At 59.8% G+C, this 26,907-nt stretch carries 29 protein-coding genes and 1 pseudogene; 15 read left to right on the forward strand and 15 right to left on the reverse strand.

Annotation, left to right across the window (positions count from 1 at the left end; genetic code table 11):
• Window positions 1-14 precede the first annotated feature (14 nt).
• Window positions 15-1,241: a class I SAM-dependent methyltransferase gene (locus tag AC1RR7_RS23985; RefSeq protein ID WP_493158566.1), complete on the forward strand. Its 1,227-nt coding sequence runs from the start codon at window positions 15-17 to the stop codon at window positions 1,239-1,241.
• Here AC1RR7_RS23985 and AC1RR7_RS23990 read toward each other — a convergent pair.
• On the reverse strand, window positions 1,231-2,145 hold the full coding sequence (locus AC1RR7_RS23990) for a DMT family transporter (protein ID WP_493158567.1): 915 nt from the start codon (window positions 2,143-2,145) through the stop codon (window positions 1,231-1,233). The two genes, AC1RR7_RS23985 and AC1RR7_RS23990, sit on opposite strands and share 11 nt — an antisense overlap.
• Window positions 2,146-2,314: 169 nt before the next feature.
• On the opposite strand from AC1RR7_RS23990, the gene AC1RR7_RS23995 reads away from it, so the two are divergent.
• Complete coding sequence (locus AC1RR7_RS23995; RefSeq protein ID WP_493158568.1) at window positions 2,315-2,896, forward strand: DJ-1/PfpI family protein; 582 nt, start codon at window positions 2,315-2,317, stop codon at window positions 2,894-2,896.
• Window positions 2,897-2,944: 48 nt separating this feature from the next.
• Here the strand turns inward: AC1RR7_RS23995 and AC1RR7_RS24000 are convergent, their stop codons facing one another.
• The 3 genes from AC1RR7_RS24000 to AC1RR7_RS24010 form a co-directional block, all read right to left on the reverse strand.
• Complete coding sequence (locus tag AC1RR7_RS24000) at window positions 2,945-5,503, reverse strand: TonB-dependent receptor (protein WP_096819453.1); 2,559 nt, start codon at window positions 5,501-5,503, stop codon at window positions 2,945-2,947.
• A 122-nt stretch (window positions 5,504-5,625) separates the two neighbouring features.
• Complete coding sequence (locus AC1RR7_RS24005) at window positions 5,626-6,585, reverse strand: FecR family protein (protein WP_493158569.1); 960 nt, start codon at window positions 6,583-6,585, stop codon at window positions 5,626-5,628.
• Window positions 6,582-7,118: an RNA polymerase sigma factor gene (locus AC1RR7_RS24010; protein ID WP_493158570.1), complete on the reverse strand. Its 537-nt coding sequence runs from the start codon at window positions 7,116-7,118 to the stop codon at window positions 6,582-6,584. The genes AC1RR7_RS24005 and AC1RR7_RS24010 overlap by 4 nt, the downstream gene beginning before the upstream one ends.
• A gap of 156 nt (window positions 7,119-7,274) precedes the next feature.
• On the opposite strand from AC1RR7_RS24010, the gene AC1RR7_RS24015 reads away from it, so the two are divergent.
• Complete coding sequence (locus AC1RR7_RS24015) at window positions 7,275-7,619, forward strand: YegP family protein (protein ID WP_096819450.1); 345 nt, start codon at window positions 7,275-7,277, stop codon at window positions 7,617-7,619.
• Window positions 7,620-7,692: 73 nt separating this feature from the next.
• Here the strand turns inward: AC1RR7_RS24015 and AC1RR7_RS24020 are convergent, their stop codons facing one another.
• Both AC1RR7_RS24020 and AC1RR7_RS24025 read right to left on the reverse strand, forming a co-directional pair.
• Window positions 7,693-8,574 carry a dihydrodipicolinate synthase family protein gene (locus AC1RR7_RS24020; RefSeq protein ID WP_102622180.1) on the reverse strand — a complete coding sequence of 294 codons (882 nt, stop codon included), beginning with the start codon at window positions 8,572-8,574 and terminating at the stop codon, window positions 7,693-7,695.
• 26 nt (window positions 8,575-8,600) lie between these two features.
• Entirely contained in the window at window positions 8,601-9,383 is a 783-nt protein-coding gene (locus tag AC1RR7_RS24025) for an aldolase (protein ID WP_102622181.1), read from the reverse strand.
• A 108-nt stretch (window positions 9,384-9,491) separates the two neighbouring features.
• On the opposite strand from AC1RR7_RS24025, the gene AC1RR7_RS24030 reads away from it, so the two are divergent.
• Entirely contained in the window at window positions 9,492-10,034 is a 543-nt protein-coding gene (locus AC1RR7_RS24030) for a helix-turn-helix domain-containing protein (protein WP_085747256.1), read from the forward strand.
• On the opposite strand, the gene AC1RR7_RS24035 is transcribed toward AC1RR7_RS24030, so the two are convergent.
• Window positions 10,035-11,054, reverse strand: a complete 1,020-nt coding sequence (locus AC1RR7_RS24035) for a DUF4917 family protein (RefSeq protein ID WP_493158571.1) — start codon at window positions 11,052-11,054, stop codon at window positions 10,035-10,037.
• 155 nt (window positions 11,055-11,209) lie between these two features.
• Here AC1RR7_RS24035 and yiaY point away from each other — a divergent pair, with 155 nt between their 5' ends.
• Entirely contained in the window at window positions 11,210-12,358 is a 1,149-nt protein-coding gene (gene yiaY, locus AC1RR7_RS24040; protein WP_096819447.1) for an L-threonine dehydrogenase, read from the forward strand.
• On the opposite strand, the gene AC1RR7_RS24045 is transcribed toward yiaY, so the two are convergent.
• The 3 genes and pseudogenes from AC1RR7_RS24045 to AC1RR7_RS24055 all read right to left on the reverse strand — a co-directional run bounded on the left by AC1RR7_RS24045 (window position 12,355) and on the right by AC1RR7_RS24055 (window position 15,470).
• The gene (locus AC1RR7_RS24045) at window positions 12,355-13,521 is read right to left on the reverse strand and encodes an MFS transporter (protein ID WP_493158572.1); all 1,167 of its coding nucleotides are present in this window, start codon (window positions 13,519-13,521) and stop codon (window positions 12,355-12,357) included. The genes yiaY and AC1RR7_RS24045 overlap by 4 nt on opposite strands.
• A gap of 17 nt (window positions 13,522-13,538) precedes the next feature.
• Window positions 13,539-14,802: pseudogene (locus tag AC1RR7_RS24050) on the reverse strand (aminotransferase class I/II-fold pyridoxal phosphate-dependent enzyme).
• Window positions 14,803-14,981: 179 nt separating this feature from the next.
• On the reverse strand, window positions 14,982-15,470 hold the full coding sequence (locus tag AC1RR7_RS24055) for a DMT family transporter (RefSeq protein WP_493158574.1): 489 nt from the start codon (window positions 15,468-15,470) through the stop codon (window positions 14,982-14,984).
• Window positions 15,471-15,548: 78 nt separating this feature from the next.
• Between AC1RR7_RS24055 and AC1RR7_RS24060 the strand changes: the two genes are divergently transcribed.
• From AC1RR7_RS24060 to AC1RR7_RS24095, 8 genes are all read left to right on the forward strand, one after another.
• A complete protein-coding gene (locus AC1RR7_RS24060; protein ID WP_493158576.1) occupies window positions 15,549-16,460 on the forward strand; it encodes a LysR family transcriptional regulator in 912 nt (303 codons plus the stop codon).
• Between the two features lie 20 nt (window positions 16,461-16,480).
• Complete coding sequence (locus tag AC1RR7_RS24065; protein WP_493158577.1) at window positions 16,481-17,218, forward strand: PA3715 family protein; 738 nt, start codon at window positions 16,481-16,483, stop codon at window positions 17,216-17,218.
• Window positions 17,219-17,253: 35 nt separating this feature from the next.
• Window positions 17,254-17,973, forward strand: coding sequence for a PA3715 family protein (locus AC1RR7_RS24070; RefSeq protein WP_493158578.1), 720 nt, complete (start codon window positions 17,254-17,256; stop codon window positions 17,971-17,973).
• Window positions 17,974-17,977: 4 nt separating this feature from the next.
• Window positions 17,978-18,394 carry a fosfomycin resistance glutathione transferase gene (fos, locus tag AC1RR7_RS24075; protein WP_102622190.1) on the forward strand — a complete coding sequence of 139 codons (417 nt, stop codon included), beginning with the start codon at window positions 17,978-17,980 and terminating at the stop codon, window positions 18,392-18,394.
• Window positions 18,395-18,454: 60 nt separating this feature from the next.
• Window positions 18,455-19,093 carry a LysE family translocator gene (locus AC1RR7_RS24080; RefSeq protein WP_096819439.1) on the forward strand — a complete coding sequence of 213 codons (639 nt, stop codon included), beginning with the start codon at window positions 18,455-18,457 and terminating at the stop codon, window positions 19,091-19,093.
• 77 nt (window positions 19,094-19,170) lie between these two features.
• A complete protein-coding gene (locus tag AC1RR7_RS24085) occupies window positions 19,171-20,520 on the forward strand; it encodes a sensor domain-containing protein (RefSeq protein ID WP_493158579.1) in 1,350 nt (449 codons plus the stop codon).
• Between the two features lie 116 nt (window positions 20,521-20,636).
• Window positions 20,637-20,792, forward strand: coding sequence for a KGG domain-containing protein (locus AC1RR7_RS24090; RefSeq protein WP_077045875.1), 156 nt, complete (start codon window positions 20,637-20,639; stop codon window positions 20,790-20,792).
• 75 nt (window positions 20,793-20,867) lie between these two features.
• Window positions 20,868-21,371: a DUF4142 domain-containing protein gene (locus AC1RR7_RS24095; protein ID WP_493158581.1), complete on the forward strand. Its 504-nt coding sequence runs from the start codon at window positions 20,868-20,870 to the stop codon at window positions 21,369-21,371.
• Between the two features lie 44 nt (window positions 21,372-21,415).
• On the opposite strand, the gene AC1RR7_RS24100 is transcribed toward AC1RR7_RS24095, so the two are convergent.
• The gene (locus AC1RR7_RS24100) at window positions 21,416-21,826 is read right to left on the reverse strand and encodes a low affinity iron permease family protein (RefSeq protein WP_493158582.1); all 411 of its coding nucleotides are present in this window, start codon (window positions 21,824-21,826) and stop codon (window positions 21,416-21,418) included.
• 214 nt (window positions 21,827-22,040) lie between these two features.
• On the opposite strand from AC1RR7_RS24100, the gene AC1RR7_RS24105 reads away from it, so the two are divergent.
• Window positions 22,041-23,126, forward strand: coding sequence for a type I restriction endonuclease (locus AC1RR7_RS24105; protein ID WP_192560006.1), 1,086 nt, complete (start codon window positions 22,041-22,043; stop codon window positions 23,124-23,126).
• 36 nt (window positions 23,127-23,162) lie between these two features.
• Here AC1RR7_RS24105 and AC1RR7_RS24110 read toward each other — a convergent pair whose 3' ends face one another.
• Together AC1RR7_RS24110 and AC1RR7_RS24115 are read right to left on the reverse strand one after the other, a co-directional pair.
• Window positions 23,163-23,702: an AidA/PixA family protein gene (locus AC1RR7_RS24110; protein ID WP_493158584.1), complete on the reverse strand. Its 540-nt coding sequence runs from the start codon at window positions 23,700-23,702 to the stop codon at window positions 23,163-23,165.
• 123 nt (window positions 23,703-23,825) lie between these two features.
• Window positions 23,826-24,329, reverse strand: a complete 504-nt coding sequence (locus AC1RR7_RS24115; RefSeq protein ID WP_007957947.1) for an inclusion body family protein — start codon at window positions 24,327-24,329, stop codon at window positions 23,826-23,828.
• Window positions 24,330-24,701: 372 nt separating this feature from the next.
• On the opposite strand from AC1RR7_RS24115, the gene tam reads away from it, so the two are divergent.
• Window positions 24,702-25,472, forward strand: coding sequence for a trans-aconitate 2-methyltransferase (gene tam / locus AC1RR7_RS24120; protein WP_493158586.1), 771 nt, complete (start codon window positions 24,702-24,704; stop codon window positions 25,470-25,472).
• A 40-nt stretch (window positions 25,473-25,512) separates the two neighbouring features.
• Here tam and AC1RR7_RS24125 read toward each other — a convergent pair whose 3' ends face one another.
• Window positions 25,513-26,241 (reverse strand): class I SAM-dependent methyltransferase, encoded by a 729-nt coding sequence (locus AC1RR7_RS24125; RefSeq protein ID WP_493158587.1) that lies wholly within the window; start codon window positions 26,239-26,241, stop codon window positions 25,513-25,515.
• Window positions 26,242-26,476: 235 nt separating this feature from the next.
• A complete protein-coding gene (locus tag AC1RR7_RS24130; RefSeq protein ID WP_493065433.1) occupies window positions 26,477-26,884 on the reverse strand; it encodes a type II toxin-antitoxin system HicB family antitoxin in 408 nt (135 codons plus the stop codon).
• Window positions 26,885-26,907 lie beyond the last annotated feature (23 nt).

Raw genomic sequence — 26,907 nt, forward strand, 5'->3', positions numbered from 1 at the left:
GGCCGCTTTTTCTCATGTCCGTTACCGCCCCATCTGCCAAACCGGCGCCCGATCACCACGCCCAGTTCATCGAGCTGCTGCAAACCAGCCTCGAGCAGAACGGCTTCATCAAACTGGTGCTGGCCAAGTACGTCGGCGAAGAAGCGGACCTGCAGCGGATCATCATCAAACCGGTGACGGTCAAGGCGCAGCCGTGCCTGTCGTTCGTTTATCGCTACAAGACCCGCGACATCACCAAGAACCTGCCGTTGGACGAAGCAGTAGCGACGATCGCCGAGCTGCTGCCGGCGGCGTTCAAAAATGCGCATTTGCTCACGCTGACCGACGAAGCCCAGCTCGAATACAGCAAAAAGGGCAAGAGTTCGCTGTTCATGAGCAAACCCCAGCAATTGCGTGAAGTGCCGTCCGCCGAGCATAACCGTGAGAAGAATCGCTTCCTTGATCTGAACCGACCGTTCCTCAAGGATCTGGGCGTCACCAACGCGCAACACGAGTTGATCCCGGCGATGTCGCGCAAGTGGAAGCAGATCAACAAGTTCATCGAAGTCTTCAGTCATGCCCTGACGTCCTCGCCGCTGGCTCTGGACAAACCGGTGCGAGTGGCGGATTTCGGTTCGGGCAAGGGTTACCTGACGTTTGCCATCCATGACTATCTGCGCAACACCTTGAAGGCCGAGGGCGAAGTCACCGGCGTTGAATTGCGCGAAGAGATGGTCAATCTGTGCAACACCGCCGCCGCGAAGCTGGAACACCCAGGGCTGGTGTTCAAGTGCGGCGATGTGCGCAGCGTGGCGCCGAGCGAGCTGGAAGTGATGATCGCTTTGCATGCCTGCGACATCGCCACCGACTATGCGATCCACACCGGCATCCGCTCGGGCGCATCGATCATCATGTGCTCGCCGTGCTGCCACAAACAGATCCGCTTGCAGATCCAGAGCCCGGCGCTGCTCAAGCCGATGCTGCAATACGGCCTGCATCTGGGGCAGCAGGCGGAAATGGTCACCGACAGTCTGCGTGCGCTGTTCCTCGAAGCCTGTGGTTACGAGACCAAGGTGTTCGAGTTCATCTCGCTGGACCACACCAACAAGAACAAGATGATCCTCGCCGTGAAGCGCGCCGAGCCGGTGGACCCGGCCCAGTTGCTGGTGAAGATTCAGGAGCTCAAAGCGTTCTACCACATCAGCGAGCACTGCCTGGAAACCCTGCTGCTCGCCGATGGCCTGCTGCCGCTCAAGGCTTGAGCTGAACTCCGGCCGGTAACGTGCCCGGTTGAGCCGGGCGCACCGCCGTCTTGCGTCCGAGCATCACTGTCGCGATCACCCCGCAGGCGAACAGCCAGGTGATCGGCTCCACGTGTTCGCCGAAGAACAGCGCGGAAAACGCGATGGTGAAGAAGATCTGCAACAACTGGATCTGACTGACCCGGGCAATGCCGCCCATGGCCAGCCCGGCGTACCAGGCGAAGAAACCCAGGAACTGCGAAAACAGCGCGATGTAACCGAAGGCCCACCAGGTTTTCGTCGACACCGCGCCCTGATGCTGGATCGCCAGATACAGCACCGGGCCGATCAGCAACGGCGTCGACAGCACCAGCGCCCAGCAGATCACCTGCCAGCCGCCCATTTCCCGGGCCAGGCGTCCGCCCTCGGCATAACCCAGACCGCCCACCGCAATCGCGCCGAGCATCAGCAAATCCCCGGCCTGAATGCTGCCGGCGCCGGTGTACAACGCATAACCCAGCACCAGCGCACTGCCCAACGCGGCGCAGGCCCAGAAGGCTTTCGACGGTCGTTCATGGGACAGCCACGCGGCGTACAGCGCCACGCACAGTGGCTGCAAACCGTTGACCAGCGCGCCGTGGGACGCCGGCAAGGTCTGCATGGCCCACGCCGACAGCACCGGGAATCCGAGAATCACCCCGGCGATCACCAGGCTCAGGCCTTTGACCTGTTGCCAGGTCGGCCACTTTTCCCGTCGCCATAGCAACAGTAACGCCGCCGGAATTGCCGCGAACAACGCACGGCCGAGGCCGTTGAGCAGTGGGTGAAGTTCCTGCACCACGATACGGGTGAAGGGCAGGGTGAGGCTGAAAATCACCACGCCGAGCAGGCCGAGGGCCATGCCGGTGTTTTCGCGCGAAGACATGAGGGCAACCCGATTAGAAGGTGGCAGGGAGGTGGCTTCATCTAGCCACAAACCCTGCGCATCGTGCTGTTACAGTCAGGCGCAGAGTTATCCATACAGTTTGCGGACGCCATCGCGGTCCTTGGACTACTTTGAATACTCCTGTGCATTTACCAGAGGAGTCCTGCCCATGGCCGCGAAAAAGATTCTGATGCTGGTCGGCGATTACGTCGAAGACTACGAAGTGATGGTGCCGTTCCAGGCCCTGCAAATGGTCGGTCACACCGTGCACGCCGTGTGCCCGGACAAAGCCGCCGGCAAGACCGTGCGCACCGCGATCCATGACTTTGAAGGGGACCAGACCTACAGCGAGAAACCCGGTCACCAGTTTGCCCTGAACTTCGATTTCGCCAAGGTCGATGCCAAAGACTACGACGCGTTGCTGGTGCCCGGTGGTCGTGCGCCGGAATACCTGCGGCTGAACGAAAAAGTCCTGGAACTGGTGCGAGCCTTCGACAAGGCCGGCAAGCCGATTGCTGCTGTCTGCCATGGCGCGCAACTGCTGGCGGCGGCGGGGGTTCTCGAAGGCCGCGAGTGCAGCGCCTATCCGGCCTGTGCCCCGGAAGTGCGGCTGGCCGGTGGCACCTACATCGATATTCCGGTGACCGAGGGCCACGTCCAGGGCAATCTGGCCACCGCCCCGGCCTGGCCGGCGCATCCGAACTGGCTGGCCGGTTTCCTCGGGTTGCTCGGAACCAAAATCACCCTGTGAGCGTGAGGCCCATCGCGAGCGTGTTCGCGATGGGCAAGCCCGGACGGATCAGAAGAACCGCGTCACGCTGACCTTGGCATTGCGTCCCTGACTGTAAGCCCGATCACCGCTCAGCGCCGGGCGGTAATCCTCGTTGAACAGGTTGTCGACGGTGAGGTTGACCTCGGTGCCCTTGAGGTACGGCTGCTGCGGTTTCCATTTGGCGAACAGACCCTGCACGTTGTAGCGGTCGTTGGCGTACTGGTCGTAGAACACGTCACCCAGGGTGTTTTTGCTCGAACCGTACTTGTCGCTCGGCAGGCGATCGGTCTGGCGCACGAACTCCCCTTGCCAGCCGACCTGGGCATCCCAGCTCGGAATCTTCACGCCGAGCACGGCAATCCATTTGCTCGGTGGAACGTCCCGCACCCAGACGTCCGGTCCCCATGGATTGGTGTAGGCGCCTTCGTGCTTGCCGGTCATCCACGAGTAGGACAGCGAACCGAACAGGTACGTCGAGTCATAGAAGCTTTCGACTTCAAAGCCCTTGATGGTCAGCCCGCCGATGTTGCGGTAGTTGCCCATGGGGCCGGAACCCTTGCAGTCCGAGGCGATGCTGCCGCCCTTGATGGCCTGGTTCTCGCAGCCGATGCCGGTGGCCTTGAAGATCTCGTCGTCGATCTTGTTGCGGAACAGCGTGGTGCGGACCTGCACGTTGTCGTGGTCGGTGAACACGTTGGCGAAGTGGCTGATATTACCGGCACGCCAACCGGTGATGCGTTCCGGGTCGAGGTCGACACTGGTGGCGGTGCGGCTGCCCAGTCCCTGCACTTCGTACTGCTCGTCGATGACCGGCGCGCGCCAGGTCTTGCTGTAGTCGACGAAGAAGCCGACGTCCGGGGTCATCCGCCAGAACGCCGACAGGCGCGGCGACCAACCGGTGTAAGTGCGGTCGCTGTAGTCGTGGCCGAAGCTCGGGTCCGGGTTGTCGTAGTAAGGCGCGTCGTTGGCTTCGCCGCGATTGCGCACATGGTCGTAGCGCACGGACGGGGTCAGGGTGAAATCGCCCAGTGTGATGGCGTCTTGCAGATAGACGCTGTTGGTGTCGACCTTGCCCTGGGGCATGAAACTCGGCTGGAAGTAGCCGTAGTTGTACTTCGGCACTTCGTAGGTCTTGCCCGGCATCCACATTTCGGTGTCGCGGCTGTGCTTGCGGATTTGCACACCGCCGGTGACCGCGTGAGACAGCACGCCGGTTTCGAACAGGCTGATGTTGCTCGCCTCGACGATGCGGTCCTTGTAGGCGGTGTCCATCTTGCGTCCGCCGGTGGACGTCTGGAAGAACGCCGTGGCATCGCGCTCGTCGGTCTGATCGGTGTTGGACTCGGAATAGCTCAGCTTGAAATCGATCAGGCGATTGTCCAGCGGCTGGTACTGATACTTGGCCGACCACGTGGTGTCGGTGGTCTCGCGGTTGGCGAGGAAACGCTTGAGGGCGTTTTCGTAGCCGTATTGCTTGATGTTGGCGCGGGTCGGCGGGGTCGGATAACTGGCCGACGAAAACGGCGCCCAGCGCTCGCTTTGCGAACGCGAATACGACAGGCCGACGCTGTGTTCGTCGTTCAGGTGCAGGTTGAACTTGAGCAGTTGGCCGTCCAGATCCAGCGCGCTGTTGGGCAGGCGCCGAGGGTTGATCGGGTACTGATTGTCCGGATCGGGCGGGGTGCCGGCCAGCTTCATGTCGCCGCCATCGCGCTTGGTCAGGTACACCAGCGCATCGGCGCGACCGTCATCGGTGCGACCGAACACGGCACCGGTGTAGGTTTGCTGATGGTCGTTGCTGGCGTAACCGTACTTGACCATCGCACCGCTGTTGCGACCTTCCTGCAGCAGGTCCGGGGCGTCCTTGGTTTCCATGTGCACGGTGCCCCCGAAACCGCCGTTGCCGGTGAGCATCGAGTGCGGGCCTTTTTCCACTTCAATGCGTTTGATCAGCTCCGGTTCGATGAAAATCGTGCCTTGCTGGTAGCGCTCGAAACCGCTTTTGGTGGCGCCGTCGACGGTCAACGGCACGTCCTCGGCATCGCCCAGGCCCCAGATGTTGATGGTCTGGCCGCCCGGTTTCATCGAACCGCCCATGCTCACGCCAGGCAGGGTCGCCAGCAGGCTGGGAATGTTGTTTGGCTGGTGGCGGTCGATGTCGGCCTGGGTCAGGGTCGAGCGGCCGACGGTGCTGGAGTCGACTTCGGTACCGCTGCCGATCACGCTCAGGGCGTCGAGCTGGATGCCGTCACCGCTGCTGGTGACCGGCTCTTCCGGGCGCACGACGTAGGTCTGGTTGACCTTGATCAGGCCGAACTGGCTGTTGTCGAGCAACGTGCGAATCGCCGCTTCCGCGCTGTATTCACCGTCGAGGGCCGGGGCCTTGAGGTTGCGCAGTTGCGCCTCATCGAACAGCAACTGGATCTTCGCCTGTTGGGCGACCTGACTCAGCGACGTTGCCAAGGGTTGCGCCGGCAAATGCAGGCTCAGGTCAGCGGCATGGGCTTGTACGCTGAACGCAAGGCAAGTGGCGAGCAGGGTCGGTCGAAGGCAGGTGAGCGGGTACGGCGAAAACACGCGAAACATGGAATCCCCCAGGGCGGCGAAAAGGCCAGAAAGGCCTGCGTACGAAGCGCAGACCGGAGGAAGACGCGGCAGGTAAAAAAAACCTCACATGCGAATGCAAAATATTCTCATGTGAGTTTTTGTCAGCGGTTTTCGAGGCGGATACTGCCATCGGCCAGCGCGACGGTTTTCACCGGTACCAGGGCTGGCAGGGCGTTGATCAGCGCGTCCGGGTCCTCAACGTCGAGGTTGCCGGAGACCTTGATCTGCCCCAGTTTTGCGTTGGCCAGCAGCACCGGACGCGGGCGATAGAGGTTCAGCTCATCCACCAGACTGGCCAGCTCACGGTTGCGAAAGGACAGATGCCCGGTGCGCCAGTCGGCGACCTGCCTGGCTGCAAGACTGTGTTGCTGCAAGGCGCCGCTGGCCAGGTCGACCGCGACTTGTTGCTGTGCGCCGAGCAGCAGCGGTGCGCGGCTGTCCGGTGTGAACGCGACCTGGCCGTGGGCGACGCTGACCACCAGTTGTCGCTCGCTGCGCCGCACATCAAACCCGGTGCCGACCACGCGGATCGTGGCGTCGCCGGTCTGCACCCACAGCGGCCGTTCCTTGTCCGGCGCAACGTCGATGTAGAACTGTCCGCGATCAAGCGTGAGCCGGCGCTGGTGGCTGTCGAAGTCGACACGCAGTTGCGTGTTGGCGTTCACCGACAAGGTGCTGCCGTCGGGCAGTTCGAAGGTGCGCAGGCCTTTGGCGTGGGCAGCAATCTGCTGCTGATAGACCTCATGTGACGTGCCCAGAGGCGTAGCCAGTACCGCAACGATCAGCGCGGCGGCCATCGCCAGCGCGGGTCGCCAGCGGTTTTTTGAGCGATTTACCGGCAGCGGCGTTGGCCGGTTCAGTTGCTGCAATTCACCAAGCTCGGCCCACAACACTTCAAATGAACGATAGGCGCTGGCGTGCGCCGGCTCGCGCAGCCATTGTTCGAATGCCTGGCGCTCTGCGGGCTGCTGATCCTGACGATTGCGGGTAAACCAGGCCGCGGCTTGAGCGTCGATGCTGTCGTCGGGCAGTTCCCCGGTGAAGTCGTGAGAACGGTTCATTCTGGCTGCTCCATGCCGTTGTCGTGATCCAGGCGTTGCTTGCAATGCAGCAGTGCGAAGGCGATGTGTTTTTCCACCATGCTCAGCGAAATCCCCATGCGCTCGGCAATCTGCGCCTGACTCAGGCCTTCGAAGCGGTGCAGCACAAGCGCCTCGCGCCGACGTGGCGAGAGTTCGCCCAGCACGGCTTTGAGTTGCTCCAGCCGTTGCTGGCGCTGCGCGGCCGCCATCGGATCGTGATGCTCATCGGTCAGTGGTTCGGCATCGTTGTGTTGAGTGGGCTGCACGATGTGCCGCACCTTTTGGCGGCGCCAGTGGTCACGCAGCAGGTTGCGCGCCATTTGAAACAGAAAGGCCCGCGGTTGCTCGACCTTGGCCCGGTCGCGATAGTCGAGCCATTGGGTGAACACGTCCTGGGTCATGTCCGCCGCGTCACTGGGATTGTCCGTGCGTTTGCGCAGGTAATGCAGGATGTCCCCGTAAAACCGGCGAAACGAATCGGCCGACAGAGGATCGGGCGTGAGGCGGGGCATGACTATCCTTCTCGACGAAGCGGGGGTGCAGAAAGTCGCGGATGATATGAGAATGATTGTCATTTGTCATGTTCGCATTCGCGCCTGTCAGTGCGGAGTGGCTAAACCGTCGAAACGGTCTTTACTTGCGGGGATTCAATCGACAGGAGCAGCGACATGTCCGGATGGTACGAGTTGAGTAAAAGCAGCAACGGCCAGTTCAGGTTCGTGCTGAAAGCGGCAAACGCCGAAACGATTCTGACCAGCGAGCTGTACACCACCCGCAGCGCCGCCGACAACGGCATCGCCTCGGTGCAGGTCAACAGCCCGCTGGACGAGCGCTACGAGAAGAAATCGACGAAGGACGGGCATCCGTATTTCAACCTCAAGGCGGCCAATCACCAGATCATCGGCAGCAGCGAATCCTATTCGTCCGAGGCAGCGTGCGCCAAAGGCATCGCCGCCGTGAAGGCCAACGGGCCTACGACAGTGATCAAGGACAAGACGTTGCCGGTGCTCTGAGTTCACCACCAGCACAAAAAACTGTGGGACCGGCAGCGCGCCGATCCCACAGGTTTTTTATCGTGCTTGACGATCAGCGCAGGGTTTTGAGAATGGCCTGCAACTGGTTGCGCCCGGCCTCGCTCAACGGGAACACCGGCAAGCGTGGATCGCCGACTTCCAGCCCGGTGTCACGCAGACCGGCCTTGATCGTCGCCGGCAACCCGCCCTTGAGGATGAAATCCAGCAGCGGCAACTGGCGGTAGAACAGTTCCCGCGCCTTGCCCAGATCCCCCGCCAGTGTGGCTTCGTACAAATCCAGATTGAGTTGCGGAATCAGGTTCGGTGCTGCCGTGCACCAGCCCTTGGCCCCGGCCGCAAAGGCTTCCAGCGCCAGTGGATTGCAGCCGTTGTAGAACGGCACCTGGCCTTCGCCGAGCAGTTGCAGCTTGTGCATGCGCTGGATGTCGCCGGTGCTCTCCTTGACCATGGTCACGTTTTCCACGCCGTTGACGATGCGCAGAATCAGTTCCACCGACATGTCGGTGCCGCTGGTGGCCGGGTTGTTGTAGAGCATGATCGGCACGCCGATGCTGTCGCCGATGGCGCGGTAATGGGCGAGGATTTCCGCCTCGGTCAGCTTCCAGTAGGACGCCGGCAGCACCATCACCACATCGGCGCCGTGGGCTTCGGCAAAACGTGCGCGACGCACGGCTTTGGCGGTGGTCAGGTCGGACACGCTGACCACGGTCGGCACGCGTTTGGCCACGTGCCTGATGCTGAATTCGGCGACCTGGTCCCACTCCGCATCGCTCAGGTAAGCGCCTTCGCCGGTGCTGCCCAGCGGCGCGATGGCATGGACGCCGCCGTCGATCAGCCGATCGATCGAACGACCCAGGGCCGGGAGATCAAGACCTTCGCCATTGGCGCCGAACGGGGTGATGGTGTAGCCGATGATGCCGTGAATGTTGGACATGAGAGTGCTCCGCAAGGATGAGGTGTTCAGTTCAGGCAATCGGCGTGCTGACGCAGGTTCTGCCGGGCGTAGTAGTTGAATGCAGCGGCGTGGCGTTTGGGTTTCGACACCCAGTCATGGGCCTCGCGACCCAGCTCGGGAATGATCGGTTTGATCGTCCCGGCGGCCATCGCCAGCAATTGCAGTTTGGCGGCGCGCTCGATCAGTTGTGCGATGACGCAGGCTTCCTCGATGGTCGTGCCGGTGGACAGTTGCCCGTGGTGGGAAAGCAGGATCGCCCGTTTATCGCCCAACGCGCCGGCAATCAATTCGCCTTCTTCGTTACCGACCGGCACGCCCGGCCAGCCTTCAAGGAACGCGCAATCGTCATACAGCGGGCACAGGTCCATGTGGGAAATCTGCAACGGTACTTCGAGCATCGACAGTGCGGCAATGTGCGTCGGATGAGTGTGGATGATGCAGTTCACGTCCGGCCGTGCGCGGTACACCCAGCTGTGGAAACGGTTGGCCGGGTTGGCCATGCCGTGGCCTTCGAGCACTTCCAGGTCTTCGTTGACCAGCAGCAGATTGCTCGCGGTGATTTCGTCGAAGCCCAGCCCCAGTTGCTGAGTGTAGTAAGTGCCCGGCTGCGGGCCACGAGCGGTGATCTGCCCGGCGAGGCCCGAATCGTGGCCGCTTTCGAAGAGGATCCGGCAGGTCAGGGCCAGCTTTTGCCGGTCCGTCCACGTATTATCCGCCAGGCTTTTTTGCATCTGGGTCAGCGCTTGCTTGACCAGTTCGTCTTTGGGTAGTGCTAATGTCTTCGCCATATCCGTGTCCTGTGGTGGTTGCCATGGATGACACTTAAGAGGCTATATGACACTTTGTGTCATTGGCAAGGACAAATCGTCTTTCCTTTGCTGGATTAATCGCTTCGCATGTCTATCCGTTTGAAATTATTGAGAAAAAAACTTGGCGTAACCCTTGAGGCACTGGCCGAGAAATCCGGCATGACCAAGAGTTACCTGTCGAAAGTCGAACGCGGGTTGAACACGCCGTCGATTGCCGCCGCGTTGAAACTGGCGAAAGCGCTGAACGTGAAGGTCGAGGAATTGTTCTCCGAAGACAACGTCAGCCTCGACAGCTACAGCCTGGTGCGCAGCCACGAGCGCCAGTCGCTGGCGGCCAACGACCACAGCCCTGGTTATGCGGTGCTAGCCCATCAGGTCAGCGAGCGCAGTTTGCTGCCGTTCATCATCTATCCGCCGAGCGAATTCACCGACAAGACCTTCAAGGAACACTTGGGCGAGGAGTTCCTGTTCGTCCACGAAGGCCGGGTCGAAGTGGACTTCGTGAACGAACGGGTGTTGCTGGAGCGGGGCGATGCGCTGCATTTCAATGCGCAGAAACCCCATCGCATCCGCTCAGTGGGCGAGGTGCAGGCGCAGTTGCTGGTGGTGGTGCACAGCAGCGAGGAGTGATCAGTCCTCGACTGGCACCGACAGCTTTGGATGGCCCAGCGCATGGCTCTTCGAATCAAAGAACCGCAACTCGGCGCCCGTGCCTTCGAACACCTTCGCGTAGTGGCGCTTCTGGTGCTGGATGAACGCCGCGCTGCGCGGATAGATCGAAATCGCCACGGTCTTCGGTCTGGCCAGACGCAGGGCGCGGACGATGTGATCGTCCTGCTCGCCCAGGGCATGGCCGAAGATGCACAGACTGTCGCCGTGCGCGAGTAGCTGGTCGTAGCAGAACGACAGGTAATCGGAACTGCGGATGGTCTTGAGCTTGTCCACGCTCGGCCCTTCATTGACGAACAGCGGCACATCATCAAGCGTCTTGATCGTGTTGTTGATCGCAAAACTGCCCAGCAGCGTGCCTTCGGTGGCGGTCATTTTGCGGGCGCTGCCGTTCAGGTTGCGCACCAGATGCAGGCCACCGTGCAGGTACAGCAGACGCGGTTTTTCGGTGTGGCTTTCGCACAAGTCGAAACTGGCGTCGGGACCGTTGAACAGGTCGTCGATGGCCTCGCTCTGGTGTTGCAGGGCCCAGTAATTGAGCAGGTCGTAATTGGTGGTGAACACCGTGCGGTAACTCGCCAGTTCACGGTTCAGAATGCTCAGGGTCGAGGCGTCGACCAGTCGCCACGGAATGTGCAAATCGTGGACGGCATTGATCAGCGCTTCCTTGATCGCGTAGTAGCGATTGCGCGGCGCGGCCGAGCTGACGGCCAATGCCTTGTTGACCCGGCTGGTGGTTTTCAGGGCGCCAAGTACCTGTTCGAAACTGCGCGTCTGCATGGCGTCGAACACGCTCAGTTCCGACGGGCTCAAGGGTTTTTCTTCCACCGTGCGGGCGCTTTCGAACAGCGAGTCGTAGCCGAAATCGTCCCACACCGCGCGACTGGCGCCGTTGCCCACCAGCAAACCGCTGAAGTCGGTGGTGGCGCGCAACGCGTTCCAGTCTTCGAGTGTGGCGTCGACATCCAGAAAATCGGTCATTGCAGGGCACGTCTCAAAACTAAGGGGCAGATGGGCGGCGACTTTATCACGAGCGGGCATTGAGCCAGATCAACATCCGCCGTGACCGATCGGTCGATCCTGTATGCATCCGCCGAATCGCAGGAGTCGATTCGGCCCCTGTCAGGAGACGCACCATGAGCAGCACCTTTTTCATTCCCGCGGTCAACATCATGGGCAGCGGCTGCCTCGACGAAGCCATGAATGCCATCCGCAACTACGGTTTTCGCAAGGCGCTGATTGTCACCGACGCCGGGTTGGCCAAGGCCGGCGTGGCGACCATGATCGCCGAGAAACTGGCGATGCAGGACATTGATTCGGTGATCTTCGACGGCGCCAAGCCGAATCCGAGCATCGCCAATGTCGAGGCCGGGCTGGCGCTGCTCAAGGACAGCCGCTGCGATTTTGTCGTGTCACTCGGCGGCGGCTCGCCCCACGACTGCGCCAAGGGCATCGCCCTGTGCGCGACCAACGGCGGGCAGATCCGTGACTACGAAGGCGTCGATCAATCGACCAAGCCGCAATTGCCGCTGATCGCCATCAACACCACCGCCGGCACGGCCAGCGAGATGACCCGTTTCTGCATCATCACCGATGAAACCCGCCATGTGAAAATGGCCATTGTCGACCGTAACGTCACGCCGCTGCTGTCGGTCAACGACCCGGCGCTGATGGTCGCCATGCCGAAAAGCCTGACCGCCGCCACCGGCATGGACGCGTTGACCCATGCGATCGAAGCCTATGTGTCCACCGCCGCCAACCCGATCACCGACGCCTGCGCGTTGAAGGCGATGACCCTGATCAGCAACAACCTGCGCCTGGCGGTTCGCGACGGCAGCGACCTCGCCGCACGGGAAAACATGGCGTATGCGCAGTTCCTCGCCGGCATGGCGTTCAACAATGCATCGCTTGGCTTTGTGCATGCGATGGCGCACCAGTTGGGCGGTTTCTACGATTTGCCTCACGGGGTGTGCAACGCGGTGCTGTTGCCGCATGTGCAGACGTTCAACGCGTTGGTCTGCGCCGACCGCCTCACTGACGTGGCCCACGCTATGGGTGCCGATATTCGCGGCTTCAGCCCGGAGGAGGGCGCGCAAGCCGCGATTGCCGCAATCCGTTGTCTGGCCAAAGACGTCGACATCCCCGGTGGTTTGCGCGACCTCGGCGCCAAATGCACCGACATCCCGGTGCTCGCCGCCAATGCCCTGAAAGACGCCTGTGGTTTGACCAATCCGCGGGCGGCGGATCAACGGCAGATCGAAGAGATTTTCCGCAGCGCGTTTTAAGCGCGATGGCGACCGGGCGCGAACCTCACGCAGAGCACCGCGCCCAACGCCAGAACGCAACACAGCAGCGACAGCGGCCACGCTTGCGGACTGGCGAACAGGCTGGCCACAGCGCCGATCAGTGCGGCCATCAACTGGTGGATGAAACCGCTCAGGGCCATCGCGTAGGCGCCGGCAATCGGTGCTCCATCGTTGGCCCGTGACAGGCTGATCGGGTAGTTCAGCGACTGGCCGAACACGGCGACGCAGTAAGGCAGCCAAAGCAACCAGGCCATCGAGCTGGCCAACAGGCTGCCAGCCAGCATCACGCCAGTGCCGGCCAACACCAACCCCACCCCCAATGCCATCAACCAGTGCTGACCCGTGCGCAAGACAAAGCGATTGACCGCCAGCGCCCCCAGAAAATACGCCGCACTGATCGGCCAGCCCAACAGCCCGTATTCGGTCGTCGACCAATTGAACGGGCCTTGCAGAATCAACGGCGCGGCGCTGTTGAACGCGATGATCACGCCATAACCCAGACCGCCCGCTAGCGCCGGCAGAAGAAACGCTCGATGGACCAGAATCATTCGATAGACCGCCCAGGGCGAAGCTGTTGTAGGCGCTTCGACAAGTTCTGGAAAACTCAGGCGCGAGACAATCGCGGCCATCAACAGGCTGGCCGCGCCCAGCAAATAGAAGATCGCCTGCCAGCCCAGCGTCACCTGAATGAGCGAGCCGGCGTATTGCCCGATGCCGAGCGCGACAACGAACGAAATCGAAATCCACGACAGCGCCTTCGCCAGCAGATCGCCCCGGAAACTGTCTCGAATCAACACCCGCGCCATCACCGAAATGCCGCTGGCGCCGATCCCCTGAAGCAGGCGCATCAGCAGGAACGACTCCAGTGTCGAGCCCAGCGGCAGCGCCAGATTCGCCAACCCATAAATCCCCAGCGCCGCCAACAGCACCGGTTTACGGCCGATGCGCTGCGCCAGACTGCCCCAGAGCAGCATCGGCAGCGCCATGCCGATCAGGTACAGCGACAAGCCCCAGGCCACTTGCGTTGCATCGACCTGCAAGTGCCCGGCGATCTGTGGCAACGCCGGCAGGTAAATGCTCATGCCCAGTTGGGCGAGGAACACGGTGGAGCAGGTGATGAGCAGGATGAGGCTGGGGTTCATGAGTCGTCCGTGAAGGTTCAGCGGTCGCGATGGCCGCCGTGAGTCAGTAACAGTTCGATGATCAGATCACAGAATTGGTGGATCAATGGGGTTTCCATGTCGGCACGCAGGGTAACGCGGATTGCGGCTTTACCTTGAGCCACCACCGGGAAAAATACCGCGCTGGTGAAAAAGCCGTGTTCGGCCAGTTCAATGGCGATTCGAGTGGCCAGGGCGGCCTCGCCGCAGTTGATCAGGCGGATGGCCATGGGGCTGCCGTGCTGTTCGGTGCTCAGGAGGCTGTCGAACAGGCGAATATTGGCCTGGAGCCGAACCTGCAAGACCCGCAGTTCTGCGCTGCGATGCAGTTGAATCGAGGCAAGGCCAGCGCCGATGGCCGCGCAATTGAGGCTTTGCGACCAGTTGCTCGGACCGCCGTAACGCTGGATCAATTTTTTCTGGCGCTGATTGCCGAGCATCACCAGCCCGCCGCTGGCGCCGAACGACTTGGCCAGCGAAGCGACGATCAGGCAATCCTCTTCCAGCGCCGGCATTCTTGGCCGTACAAGGCCGGCGCCGTTGCTGCCGACCGCCGACAACGCGTGGGAGTCATCGAGATATAGAAACAAGCCATAACGTTCCTTCAGGTACAGCAGACCGTCCAGATTTGCCACGCCACCCATGCTGTAGGCGCCGTCAGCGATATAGGCGACGCAGGTGTGGCGTTGGCACGCCGATTCGAGAAAATCCATGTCGTTGTGAGGGCTGCTCAGTACCTGGGTTTCATCGGCGCAACTGGCTTTCAAGTGATGCATCGAATAGTGGGCCAGGTGATCGAACACCATCACTGGTGGGCGGTTTTGGGTGAACACGCCACTGGCCAGCAGCGGCAGGATACCGGCGCTCGCGGCGCTGCAGGACAGACTGCTCAGACACACCGCGCCAAACAATTGCGACAGCTCGCTTTCGTATTGATCGAGCAGTGCCAGCTTGCAGCGGTTTTTCGAGTTGGCAACGCGCAGTGTGCCGGTTTCCCGCAGGGCCGATATGGCACCTTCAAGCAGGCGGGTGATGGTCGAGGCCCAGATAGGACGTGGTGCAAAAGTGATGGAACTGGCGCCCGTATTGATCGAGCAAGTGGTTGCAGCCTTTGACCTCGACGTTGAGAGCAGCGATTTTTCCGGCTTCGGCAGCCTCCCAGTCGTGGTCTGCCAGCGAGATGACTTTGCGATAGTTGGAGAAGGTGTTGGCGGATTCCGGCAGATGATTCACAGGCAGCTCTCCTTGAGCATGGCAATCCATTGGGTGTTTCAATTTGTGTGTGTTGCCAGACTTTACAGAGAGCTTTGCAGGGTCAGAATCGGCTGTATCCGATAGTGCTGAGGGCTGCTGGAGTTTTGTTTGTAGGGCGATGCCTTGCCGGGTTGTAAGGCGATGAAATGCCCGACAACCCTTGTAGTGAAGGGCTTACCTTTGCCCTGTTATCCAACGGCTGCGGCGCTCTTTTCCAGCGCCGGGGAAAACTGGATCAGCACCACGCCCGCCATCAACAGCACCGCGCCGAATACCCGAGACAATGTGAGTTGCTTCTCCAACAGCCCGAACAATCCGAAGTGATCCAGCAACATTGAAGCCAGCACCTGCCCGGCCAGCGCCAGCGCGACAAACCCCGATGCCCCGAGTTTCGGCACCAGCATCACCGCCAATGCCACAAAGCACACCCCGAACGCGCCACCGGCCCACATCCACAGCGGTGCCTTGCCGATGAAAGCCAGCGACGGCAGCGGTAGTCGCAGCGCGACAATCACCGGCAACAACACCAGCACGCTGACCAGCAAAGACGCCAATGTCGCCCACAACGGATGGCCCAGGCCCCGGGCCAGATTGGTGTTGATCGCACTTTGAAAGGGCACGACGGCCCCGGCCAATGCCGTCAGCAACAATAGGCCGGCCCACTGCAACGTACTCATGATCGTTCTCCAGCAAGGTTTTGCTGGACTCTAGGGTATTCGTCGCGCAGATTTAAATTCTGTTTTGTCATCCGGAACATGCATCAGATGAATGATCTGCGGCGCATCGATCTCAACCTGCTGGTGATCCTCGACGCCTTGCTCAGCGAGCAGCACGTCACCCGCGCCGCCGAGCGGTTGCACTTGAGTCAACCGGCGGTCAGCCATGCGTTGGCCCGACTGCGTGACTTGCTCGGTGATCCATTGCTGGTGCGGGCCGGTTCGGGGCTGGTGCCCACCGCTCGGGCGCTGGAGCTGGTTGCGCCGCTGACCGAGGCCCTGGCCCAGGTGCAATCGTTGCTGGCGCCGAACACCTTCGATCCGGCCAGCGCGCGCCGGACCTTTCGGCTTGCGATGTCGGACTACGGCGCGGCGATCATCCTGCCTCGCCTGATTCGTACATTGCGCGCGGAAGCGCCGGGCATCGACCTGCAAATCAGCCATGCCAGCCGCGAAGGCATGGTCGAAGGTTTGCTCAACGGCGACATCGACCTCGCTGCCGGTGTGCTCCCGGAACTCCCCGGCGAATTGCACAGCACGCCGCTGTTCGAGGAGCGCTACGTCTGCCTGCTGGATCGCCAGAGCCTACCCGCCAGAGGTGTTCTCGACCTGCCAACCTACCTTTCCCGTCCCCACGTTCTGCTGGAAATGCGCGGCAGCGGCACCCCGGAAATCGAACGCACCCTGACCGCTCTGCGTGAGCGCCGCCGTGTCGCCAGCAGCCTGCCGCACTGGAGCGTTGCGCCGCAGTTCATCAGCGGCACGGATCTGATCCTGACCGTGGCCTCTCGGGCGTTGAACGATATTGATGAAGAGGCGCTGATCTTTGTGCCGCCACCGTTCGAGATCGCACCGTTCACCTTTGTCTCGGCGTGGCACAAGCGGCGGGGTGGGGATCAGGCGTTGAACTGGTTGAATCGGCGGATCGGGGAGGGGATAGTGCGCGGCTGAAAAACATCAAGGAGCGGGGCGTGACAGTGAAGTCTGGGATGATGGGGTGTCTGGCGCTTTGCGGCGCGTTGATGGCGGGGCAGGTGTTGGCTGATTGTGTGCCTGCGCCGGTGGCGAACGAGCGGGATTTTTCTGTTTGCAAGGATTGGCCGGCTTATCCCGGACTGACGCTGAATGCGGTTTCGAAGTTTGAGCCGGATCCGGTGTATGGCAAAGCCGGTGATGTCGGTAGTTACGACCTTGCTCTTTCTGTCGTTTCGGTCGAAGTTTCAGAACCTCTGGCCACCTATTACAAGCCTTCTGCATTCTTGTCCGATGCCTTCGCGCTGGAAAGTGTGGAGTTCGATACCGCGCGCTACAAATTGACCCCTGAAATTCGGGCTTTTGGTGTACGGGTCGTTTTCAAAGGCTCTTCCCGCGTCAATCCCATGGATGAGACTTCGCTGTCCCTTTACGTGAAAGAGGGCGACACGTTACGGCCAGTTCTGGATCGGCTTGTGATGTATCGCTACAACGGAGAGTGGGATGGAAATTGTGCGGGCGAACGCGCCAGTACCCTGCGCACTATCGAAATTGGAAAGACCAGTTCTCATGGTTACGCCGATCTGATCGTCAAATCGGTGACGACGGGCGTTGTTGGAAAAGGTGATCCAGACACTTGTGAAGAGAAAACCACAACCGGTAAACCTGTGCTGACAACCCTTCGCTACGACGGAAAATCATACGTCTTGCCTAAAGGTTTCAAAGCCATCGAGTGATACAGAACCAACGCGACTCTTATCAAGGAAGAACAATGCTCAACCCAACCCGACTTTTCATCGCCCTCGGTTTTCTGGCCATCACCACTCAGGCCCACTCCGCTTGTGAGGTAAAGAAATTCGATGGTCACTCTATGTCACGCTGCAAAGTGTGGCCGGCCTTCCCGGACAAGGCGATCTCGGCGAAGTCCACGTTCGTGTCCGACTCCGAAGGTGACCACGACGGTGTGTTCGACCTGGAGCTGTCGCTCCTCAACGCTTCCGACGCCAAACCGCTGGCGACTTACGTAAAGCCTGGCGCCTACAATTCCGACGCGATCAGCTTCAATGACTTGAAGATCGATACCGCTCGATACCGTCTGGCGCCGGACGTTCGCGCCTTTGGCTTGCGTTCGGATTTCGCCGACCGTCTCTCAAGAGCCAATCCCTACGCGAAAACCGATCTGGCGCTGTATGTACGCGAAGGCAGCAAGTTGCGGCCGGTGCTGGAAGGTCTGGTCATTCGCAAGGAGTTTGGCGAGGGTAGCGGTGAGTGCGACACCAAGGACACGAAAATCCTCAGAAGCGTGGAAATCGGCTCGTCCAGCCATAACGGTTTCGCTGATCTGATCGTTTCCTCAAGTGGCGTGGTGTACACATCGACCCAGTCAGGCAAAGAGTGCGTTTCCAAAACCACTAACCTGAAGAACACCCAAATCACCCTGACCTACGATGGCAAGCAATACCTCGTCCCCGAAGACCTCCGAGGTTATTGACCCGATGCTCACCGGCCTCAACCACCTGACCCTCGCCGTCAGCGACCTGGATCGCAGCCTCGCGTTCTACCGCGACGTGCTGCATCTGCGGGTTGAGGCCACGTGGGACGCCGGTGCCTACCTGTCGCTCCCTGGATTGTGGTTGTGCCTGTCGCTCGACGCGCAACGCAAATCCGAACCCGCCGCCGACTACACCCATTACGCCTTCAGCCTCGACGCCGCGGACTTTCCACGGTTCGTGCAAAAGCTTCGCGCCGCGAACGTGCAGGAATGGCGCGACAACCGCAGCGAAGGTGCGTCGTTCTACTTCCTCGATCCGGACGGCCACAAGCTCGAAGCGCATGTTGGCGATCTGGCCTCGCGACTGGCCGCATGTCGGCAAAAGCCCTACGCAGGCATGCGTTTTTTCAACGAGTCGTGAATATTCACAAACCGCTGGGATAGACTGGCGGCCACGTTTTCCGGCGCTTGCAGGTTTTCCATGACTCCATCGTTGCTTATGGCCGTGCTGGCCTCGGGTTTCATCTACGGCATCACGCCGGGGCCGGGTGTGCTGGCGGTGTTTGGCATCGGTGCTGCGCGGGGCCGGCGGGCCGGGGCGGGGTTCCTGTGCGGGCATCTGCTGGGCGATGTGATCTGGTGCAGCACGGCGTTGATCGCGATTGTCGGCGCCCGGGAAATCGGCAGCACCGCGTTCGATGTGCTCGGTGTACTCAGCGGTCTGTACCTGTTCTGGCTCGGCTGGCGCGCCGTGCGGGCCAAACGCAGCAACGGCGATCAGCCACAGGGTGCGGCGCGTCAGCCGTTCTGGCACGGCATCCTGTTCGGGCTGACCAACCCCAAGGCCTACCCGGTGGCGGTGGCGACGTTCACCGCGCTGCTGTCGAGCCGCGCCGAACTGCTCAACTGGTCGATGCTGCCGATGCTGATCGCTTTGAGCTTCCTCGGTGGATTGCTCGCCTACGCTATTCTCATTGGCATTGTTGGCGCCCGACAGGTGCGCACGCTGTATCAGCGCCATGAACTGGCCATCACCCGGTTGTGCGGGGTAATGTTTATCGGTTTCGCCATCAACGCCCTGGTGCATGCGCTACCGGGGCTGATGCCGAACAAGACTTGAATGTGATCGCTGGGATGCGAGGTCGAGGTCAGGGACGGTTGATCAGTGCTGCATTGCCCGGACACCCACGCTGAACCATGGAAAGTCGAAATTCTGCACCGTTGGCGAGTTATATCGATCTGTTGCTGGACGCCGTGTGCGCAGTCGACAAGCAGGGCCGTTTCGTTTTTGTCAGCGCGGCCTGCGAGCGGATTCTCGGCTATACGCCTGACGAACTGATCGGCCAGTCGATGATCGACTACGTCTATCCCGCCGACCGTGAACGCACCCTGTCCGCCGCCAGCGACATCATGGGCGGCGAGCCCAAGCACAATTTCGAAAACCGCTACGTGCGCAAGGACGGCAGCCTCGTGCACATTCTGTGGTCGGCGCGCTGGTCTGAAGTCGATCAACTGCGCATTGCCGTGGCTCGGGACATCACCGAGCGCAAACTCGCCGAATCCCGTCAGGCGGCGTTGTATGCGATCTCCGAAGCGGCGCATGCGGCGGAGGATTTGCTGGCGTTGTTCAAGCGCATCCACATGATTATTGGCGAATGGCTGCCGGCGCTGAATTTCTCCGTGGCGCTGTACGACGAACACTGCGCACAGCTGAATTTTCCCTATCACGTCGACGATGACGAGTTGCAACCGGAGCAGCCGGGCACCGTGACCGGTCGGCTGTGCGCCGAAGTGATCCGCAGCGGCCAGCCGATCCTGCTGACCCCGGATTGCCCGCACGCACCGCCAGGTTTCGAAGCGTTGGTGGCGGGGCAGCAATCGCCGTGCTGGCTGGGTGTACCGCTGAACTCGAAGAACGGCACCATCGGCGCGCTGATCGTCAAAAGCCTGGCCGGCGGCGAGCGCTACACCGAGCGCGACAAGGAACTGCTGCAATACGTCTGCGCCCAGGTCGCCACGGCCATCGAGCGCCAGCAATTGCACGCCCGTCTGCGGCGCATGGCGCAATACGATCAGTTGACCCAGTTGCCCAACCGCGAATTGCTGCGTGATCGGCTCAAGGCTGCGCTGGCCGGCGCGCGGGAGCAGTCGGGGTTCATGGCGCTGCTGTATGTCGATCTGGATCGCTTCAAACAGGTCAACGACACCTTCGGCCACGCCGTTGGCGACATGTTGCTGCAAACCGTGGCCAACCGCCTCAAGGGCTGCGTACGCGACACCGACACCGTGGCGCGCATTGGTGGCGATGAATTCGTGGTGCTGCTGCACAGCGTTCACGCCGCCGAAGATGCCGACAGCGTGGCGGAAAAAATCCGACAGATTCTGGTGCAACCGATGCGTCTGGACGGGCACAACCTGAACATCGAACCGAGCATCGGCGTCGCCCGTTATCCCGAGCACGGCAGCGAAGAACAGCAACTGTTCCGTCACGCCGACCAGGCCATGTATGCCGCCAAACGGCAGAATCACCGGGCGCGGGATATCTGACTGACATCATCCGTTCGTCGCGGCAACGGCAACTTTTCTAAACCTTTGGCGGCTGACGAATTCTCAATCCAGGCGGGCACCTGCTCGCCACGATCAACACCAAGAGGAAGAGAATCATGCCTAACTCAAGAAACTCGAACTCGGGAAACTTCGCCAACGATCGAACCAAGGCGTCTGAAGCCGGTCGCAAAGGTGGGAAAACCACCACCACGACGGTCGACAAAGAGCCAAAAACCGACATGGGCCGCAAGCCCGCTCAGAAATCGAAGTAGTCGGCGAAGGTTGTTTTGATTGAGAGGCGGGGGCGCAAGCTCCCGCTTGAATTTGCTTAGAAGGAGGGCGCGACCATGAGCCGGATGGCCACCCGAATACGCCACATCAGTTTTGTCAGCCTGCTGGGATTGTTTGCCAGCAGCGCGTTTGCCCAGTCGCCCGCCGACTTCATCAACGAAGCTTCGGCCAAAGGCATGGCCGACATCGAGGCCAGTCGGCTGGCGCACAGCAAGGCCGAGTCCAAAGAGGTCAAGGATTACACCATCGTCGTCATCAACGACCGCACCACCGCCAACCAGCATTTGGCAAAAATCGCCAAGAAGCTGGATCTGCCGGTCGCCCCTCGTGAAGAAATCGCCGACAAGGCCAAGGCGCTGATTCCGGAGGTGAAGGACGGCGCGTCTTTCGATCAGGCTTACGCCGCGAGCCAAGTCAAGGCCACGGAAGAAGCCATCGAGCAGATCCAGCAGGAAGTCCAGACTACCGATGTGCCGGAGATCAAGGCCTTCGCCGACGAGACCCTGCCGAAACTGCAAAATCACCTGCAGATGGCCCGGGCTCTACAGGCTAGCCGCTGATATCGGGTTAAATAAAAACGGCGCTCAGGCGCCGTTTTTTCTGCTCAGCATTCATTCAAGTCCTGCTTCGGTTTGCTCTTGTGGCCGAGCCCCTCCAATTCAAACACTTCGTTTTCCCCCAGCGACCGATAGTGCCTGCGCAACGCTTCCAGTTGCTTGAGGTCCAGCGACTCCAGCCCGAGCATCGCGTTCTGCGCCTCCTTGTTCACCCGCAGCAACTCATCGAGTTTCAAATGCAGAATGTCGGTGTCGCGGTTCTGGGTGTTCTGGATCAGAAACACCATCAGAAACGTGATGATCGTGGTCGAGGTATTGATGATCAGCTGCCAGGTGTCATTGAAGTGAAAAAACGGCCCGCTCAACCCCCACAACCCAATCAGAATCAAAGCCCCCATGAACGTCTTGGGGCTGCCGGCCAAGAGTGCCAGCGTTTGCGAAATCTTTGCGAATTTCATGGCTGTGTTCCTTGTAGGGGAGCGCTTGAAATTCAGACAGCGGGGCGGGTGTGAAAATTCTGCTTATCGATGCTTGATGCCTCAGGGGATTGATTGTTCTGCATCACGGTTTTAGTGGAGAAACTTTCATTGTGTTGGTTTGCGTCTAGGATCAGATGGCAGTCAATTTGCCAGTATGCGAGTACACGGATAGAAAATCAGTCAGAGGCCGCTCATGGAATTCTTCGAAAAGTTAGCCAGTCTTGCCGCCAAAGTCCGGTTGCAGAGTGCTGCAATCCAGACAGAAGAAGCGACGAAAAACGCGTTTGTCATGCCTTTCATCAGTACCGTTCTGGGTTACGACGTGTTTGACCCGACAGAGGTGACTCCAGAGTTTGTCTGTGATGTCGGTACGAAGAAGGGCGAAAAAATTGATTACGCCATCATGAAAGAAGGCGAAGTGCAGATCCTCATCGAGTGCAAGAAAATCGGCGAGCCACTGCACATCAATCACGCCTCGCAACTGTTTCGTTATTTCCACGTTACCAGCGCCCGAATTTCGATTCTCACCAACGGCCAGGTCTACAAGTTCTTCACTGACCTGGATGCGCCGAACAAAATGGATGAGAAGCCATTCCTTGAACTGGATCTTCTGGATATCGATGAATATTCGGTGCCTGAACTCATCAAACTCACCAAGTCCGCGTTCGACGTCGATTCGATCATCAACGCTGCGGGTGAATTGAAGTACGTCAGCCAGATCAAGAAAGTCATCGCATCGCAGGTCAGCAAACCGGATGACGACTTCGTCAAAGTGTTTGCTTCGCGAGTCTACGATGGAGTCATTACGCAAAAGGTGCGGGATCAGTTCCATGAACTGACGAAGAAAGCGGTCGTGCAGTTCCTCAACGATCAGATCAATGATCGCCTGAAGTCTGCAATGAGCGGTGCTATCCAGCCGGCGCTGGCTTCACTGCCGTCGGCTTCTGCGGGAACTGATCCCGTCGATACGCGGGATGAGTCGGACGATAAGGTTCTGACGACTCTGGAGGAGTTGGAGGGTTACCACATCGTTCGTGCATTGGTTCGATCCGTGGTCGATGCCAAGCGAATCGTTCAACGCGACACTCAGAGCTACTTTGGCATTCTGCTGGACGATAACAACCGCAAGCCGATTTGCCGTCTGCATTTCAATCGTTCGCAGAAGTACATCGGTATCTTCGATGAAGAGAAAAACGAAACGCGCCATCCGATTAACTCAGTCGATGACATCTACGAGTACTCGGATCATCTGAAAAAGACAGTTGGCTACTACGACTGACAAAAAAAACCGGCCCAAGTGGCCGGTTTTTTACGACTAGTTCGTCACCTCTATGTTTGCAACCCACCTGAAATACCCCACGGCCTCACATTGCTGATTGACCAGCATGAAGTTCATTTCGAGTCTGGTCATGCCCGATGCCTTGGTCGTGCACGCCCAGAAATGATCGTGGGCCTTCTGGCTAACGGGTTCGGTTGGAGCGCTGGGGTTGGGAGCGGGAATGGTGAGGTTCGGGTGAACTTCCAGGTGAAGCCCTGAAAGGACGTTGCTGGTATCGATTGTCATGTCGTAGACCACAACGCTGTACTCGGCGATGAGGCTGACCGTTCTCCCGCGCAAATGAACAATACGACCAATGTCGATAGGCAAGGTTATATTGCTGTCATTTTTGGCTTTTTTTTGAGAGCTGTCATCTGTAGCGAAAAAGATGAACCCATCGCTGATACTCGTCGGTGAACTGGCATCCAGACTGGGGGCCGGATAGCGCGAGCGTATTGATTCGGCATCGACGATCAACAGAATATTGTGCGCATTCTCGGTGACGGAAGACGGTGAGGGGATCGGTTCGGAGGTCATCATGGATTCCTTTCATGATGTTGGCGCAAGACGCCAACCGCTTCGGCCGGCCGTGCATCCTGGTATGGCCGAGGCGGTAGCGAATCCGTCGGGCCCCTTGTCGCCAAGGAGCCCGAGGCAACGTCAGTTGTGAATGGAAATGAACGGATCCCACGAGCAGCAGCCGATGATCTGGCAGTTGCGGTCAACGATCAGGAAGTGGAAGTGATAGGTCACACGACCGCACGAAAGGGTTTCCGACGACCAGTAGTGGTTATCGACTTTCTGGCAGCTGGGCACCGATGGATTGCTGGTGTTTGGCACCGCAACACAGGCCGTAGCCTTGCGTGGCGAGGGTGGGGAGATCAGGTCGGCGCCCTGGTTGCCGATGAATTTGTAGAAGATCACGGCGGTTTCGAAGCTTTGCGACAGGCTGGTTTCACGCCAGCGAATCAAATCGCCGACCTGTGCCTTCAGGTCCAGTTCACCACCGGCCTGGCCGCTGACCACGTTGTCCTGGTTGGTGACCATGTACACATGATGCCAGTCGATCAGCGTCGGGTTCTTCGGGTCTTTGCTGATGCCGGGATACTTTTTCAGAATGGTTTCGGTGTCGATCGTGACCAGCACATCCGTGACTCGAGACATGGTAAAGCTCCTTGTTCATAGTGATTGCCTGATGTTTTTTTCAGGCACGACAACGTTGCTTGCCATTCGGCCGTTGCGAGCACACTACTGCCGGAACCCATCGGTCACGAGAGATGAGCGGACCTGCTCCCTGCAGGACAACTGATAGATCGGGTTCCTTCCGATTGCCGCAAATTGACTATAGGCAGGTATTTTAGGCTGTCAAAATTGCGCTTAATCAGTTCGACGGACGGTCAACTGAGTGATAAGTCCCAGCGATTTGGCGATAAGCATCGAAACGCCGGACATGGTTTGCAATCTGTCGGTCTGGAGCTGAGTGCTGCCCAGCCTGTATCGTAACGAACCGCTGGAATGCCTCGACAGGAGAACGCAATGACCTGGTCCGCCAAGCAATACGTCGCTTTTGAAGATGAACGCACCCGCCCGGCCCGCGACTTGCTGGCGGCGATTCCCACGCCCGAGGCGCGTTCCGTGGTTGATATCGGTTGTGGCCCCGGCAACTCGACCGAGCTTCTGGTGGAGCGTTTTCCGGGGGCGAAAGTGCAGGGGCTCGACAGTTCGCCGGACATGATCGACGCCGCGCGCAAGCGTCTGCCGCAGTTGCAGTTCGAGGTGGCGGACATTGATAAATGGGCCGATGAAGGGCCATTCGATGTGATCTTCGCCAACGCGGTGTTGCAGTGGGTGCCGGATCACGCGACGTTGCTGCCAGCACTGGCGGGCAAGTTGGCGTCGGGTGGCAGTCTGGCGATCCAGATGCCGGACAACCTCAACGAGCCGTCTCACCGATTGATGCGCGAAGTGGCCGCTAATGGACCGTGGGCCAGCAAACTGGCGGGTGCGGCGGGGCAACGGACCGAAATGGCGGATGCCAGTGCCTATTTCTCGATGCTGCGCCCGCATTGCGCGCGGGTCGATGTGTGGCGCACCACGTATCACCATCAATTGGCGGGCGGGGCTTCAGGCGTCGTTGAATGGTTCAAGGGCAGCGGTTTGATTCCGTTCCTCAGTCCGCTGACGGAAACGGAGCGGGCGGAGTATCTGGCGCAATATCTGGTGGAGGTTGCCAAGGCTTATCCGGCGTTGGCGGATGGTTCGGTGTTGTTGCCGTTCCCTCGGTTGTTCATTGTCGCCACACGTTGATACGAAAAAGGGCCGATTTGATCGGCCCTTTCTTTTTCGGTCAGCGCTGTACGGCAACCAGCATCATCATCGGCCGCTCCCGCTCTTCAGCGAGCGCCGGTTGCGCGGCCACTTCAGCATCGCTCGGGCCCCATTCATTGAGGTGTTGAATGGTGAACCCGGCGCCAATCAACGCGTTGAGCAGCGTCCCGACCGTACGATGCTGCTTGATCACGCCGTCGGCCAGCCAGTTGGTCACCCGTTCGCCTTCCATCTGATAACTGTCCAGCGGCCAGCGCTTGTTGCCTTCGCCGTCGATCAGCCAGCCCGGATTGCGCGGCGCCATGAAGATCGGATGCTCGATGGAAAACACAAAATGTGCACCCGGTTTAAGCGCCGCATGCAGTTTGGCGAACAGACCCGAGAGATCTTTGATGTAGTGAAGGGCCAACGAGCTGTAGGCCAGATCGAAAGTGCACGTAGGCAAGTCGAGGTGCTCCAGGTCGGCACGTTCGTAGCGGATGTTCGTGGCTGAGGTGGTTTCCTTCGCCCGTTCGAGCATTTTCTCCGAGACATCCAGCCCCAGCACCTCGGCTGCGCCCTGTTCGCTGGCCCAGCGACAGAACCAACCGTAGCCGCAGCCCAGATCCACCACCTGCAAACCGTGCAGGGAAGGCAACAAGGCTTTCAACGCGGGCCATTCCGGCGCGGCGTCGAGGCCGCCGATGGAGCGGTTCATCTGGCTGTAGCCCTGGAAGAACTCGGGGTTGTCGTAGATGTTCTGGGTCATGGGTTTGGTGCTCTTTTGAATTTGATATGGGTGGCTTGGAGGCCACGGTTTTGAATCCCTCGAAAGGTGATGGCGCGTATTCGTCGATGGCCGCGCCGGGGGAGGGTGGTGGGCGATGGGGAAATGCTAGCGGGTCGTAGTGAGGGTGAGAACAGGCGGAGTGTTGGGGATCTGTAATCGCGGTTTTTCGTAGAAGCAAGAAACCGGTCATCAAGACCGGCTTTCAGTATTCAGATCAACTCTGCTGCAACACCTTGAGCGCCGCCGAAGCCAAGAACCCGGAGCGGCTTTTTTCCTCCGGATGGTGCAACACGTACTCATCGATACGGTTGAGCAAATATCCCGGCAATGTGATGTTGAGTTTCTGAGCTTTGCCCAGGTATTTGGTCACATCGATATCCACCACCGCCCAAGTGCAGCCGGCGTATTTAGGGTTGGCAGCATGCAGCGTGACCTTATTGGCGGGCGGGATCGGTGAACCGTCTTCGGCCAGAATCTCGAAGTGGCCTTCGATGGCTTCTCGGGCCATGGCCATTGCGTCGTCCAGATCATCTCCAGCGGAGAAGCAGCCCGGAATATCCGGCACCTCCACTCCCCAGGCATGTCCTTCATCACCCATTGAAATCGCGATCGGATAAAGCATATGTGTTGTCCTCCTGGACGCTG

Source organism: Pseudomonas sp. GW821-FHT11G12, from assembly GCF_058808055.1.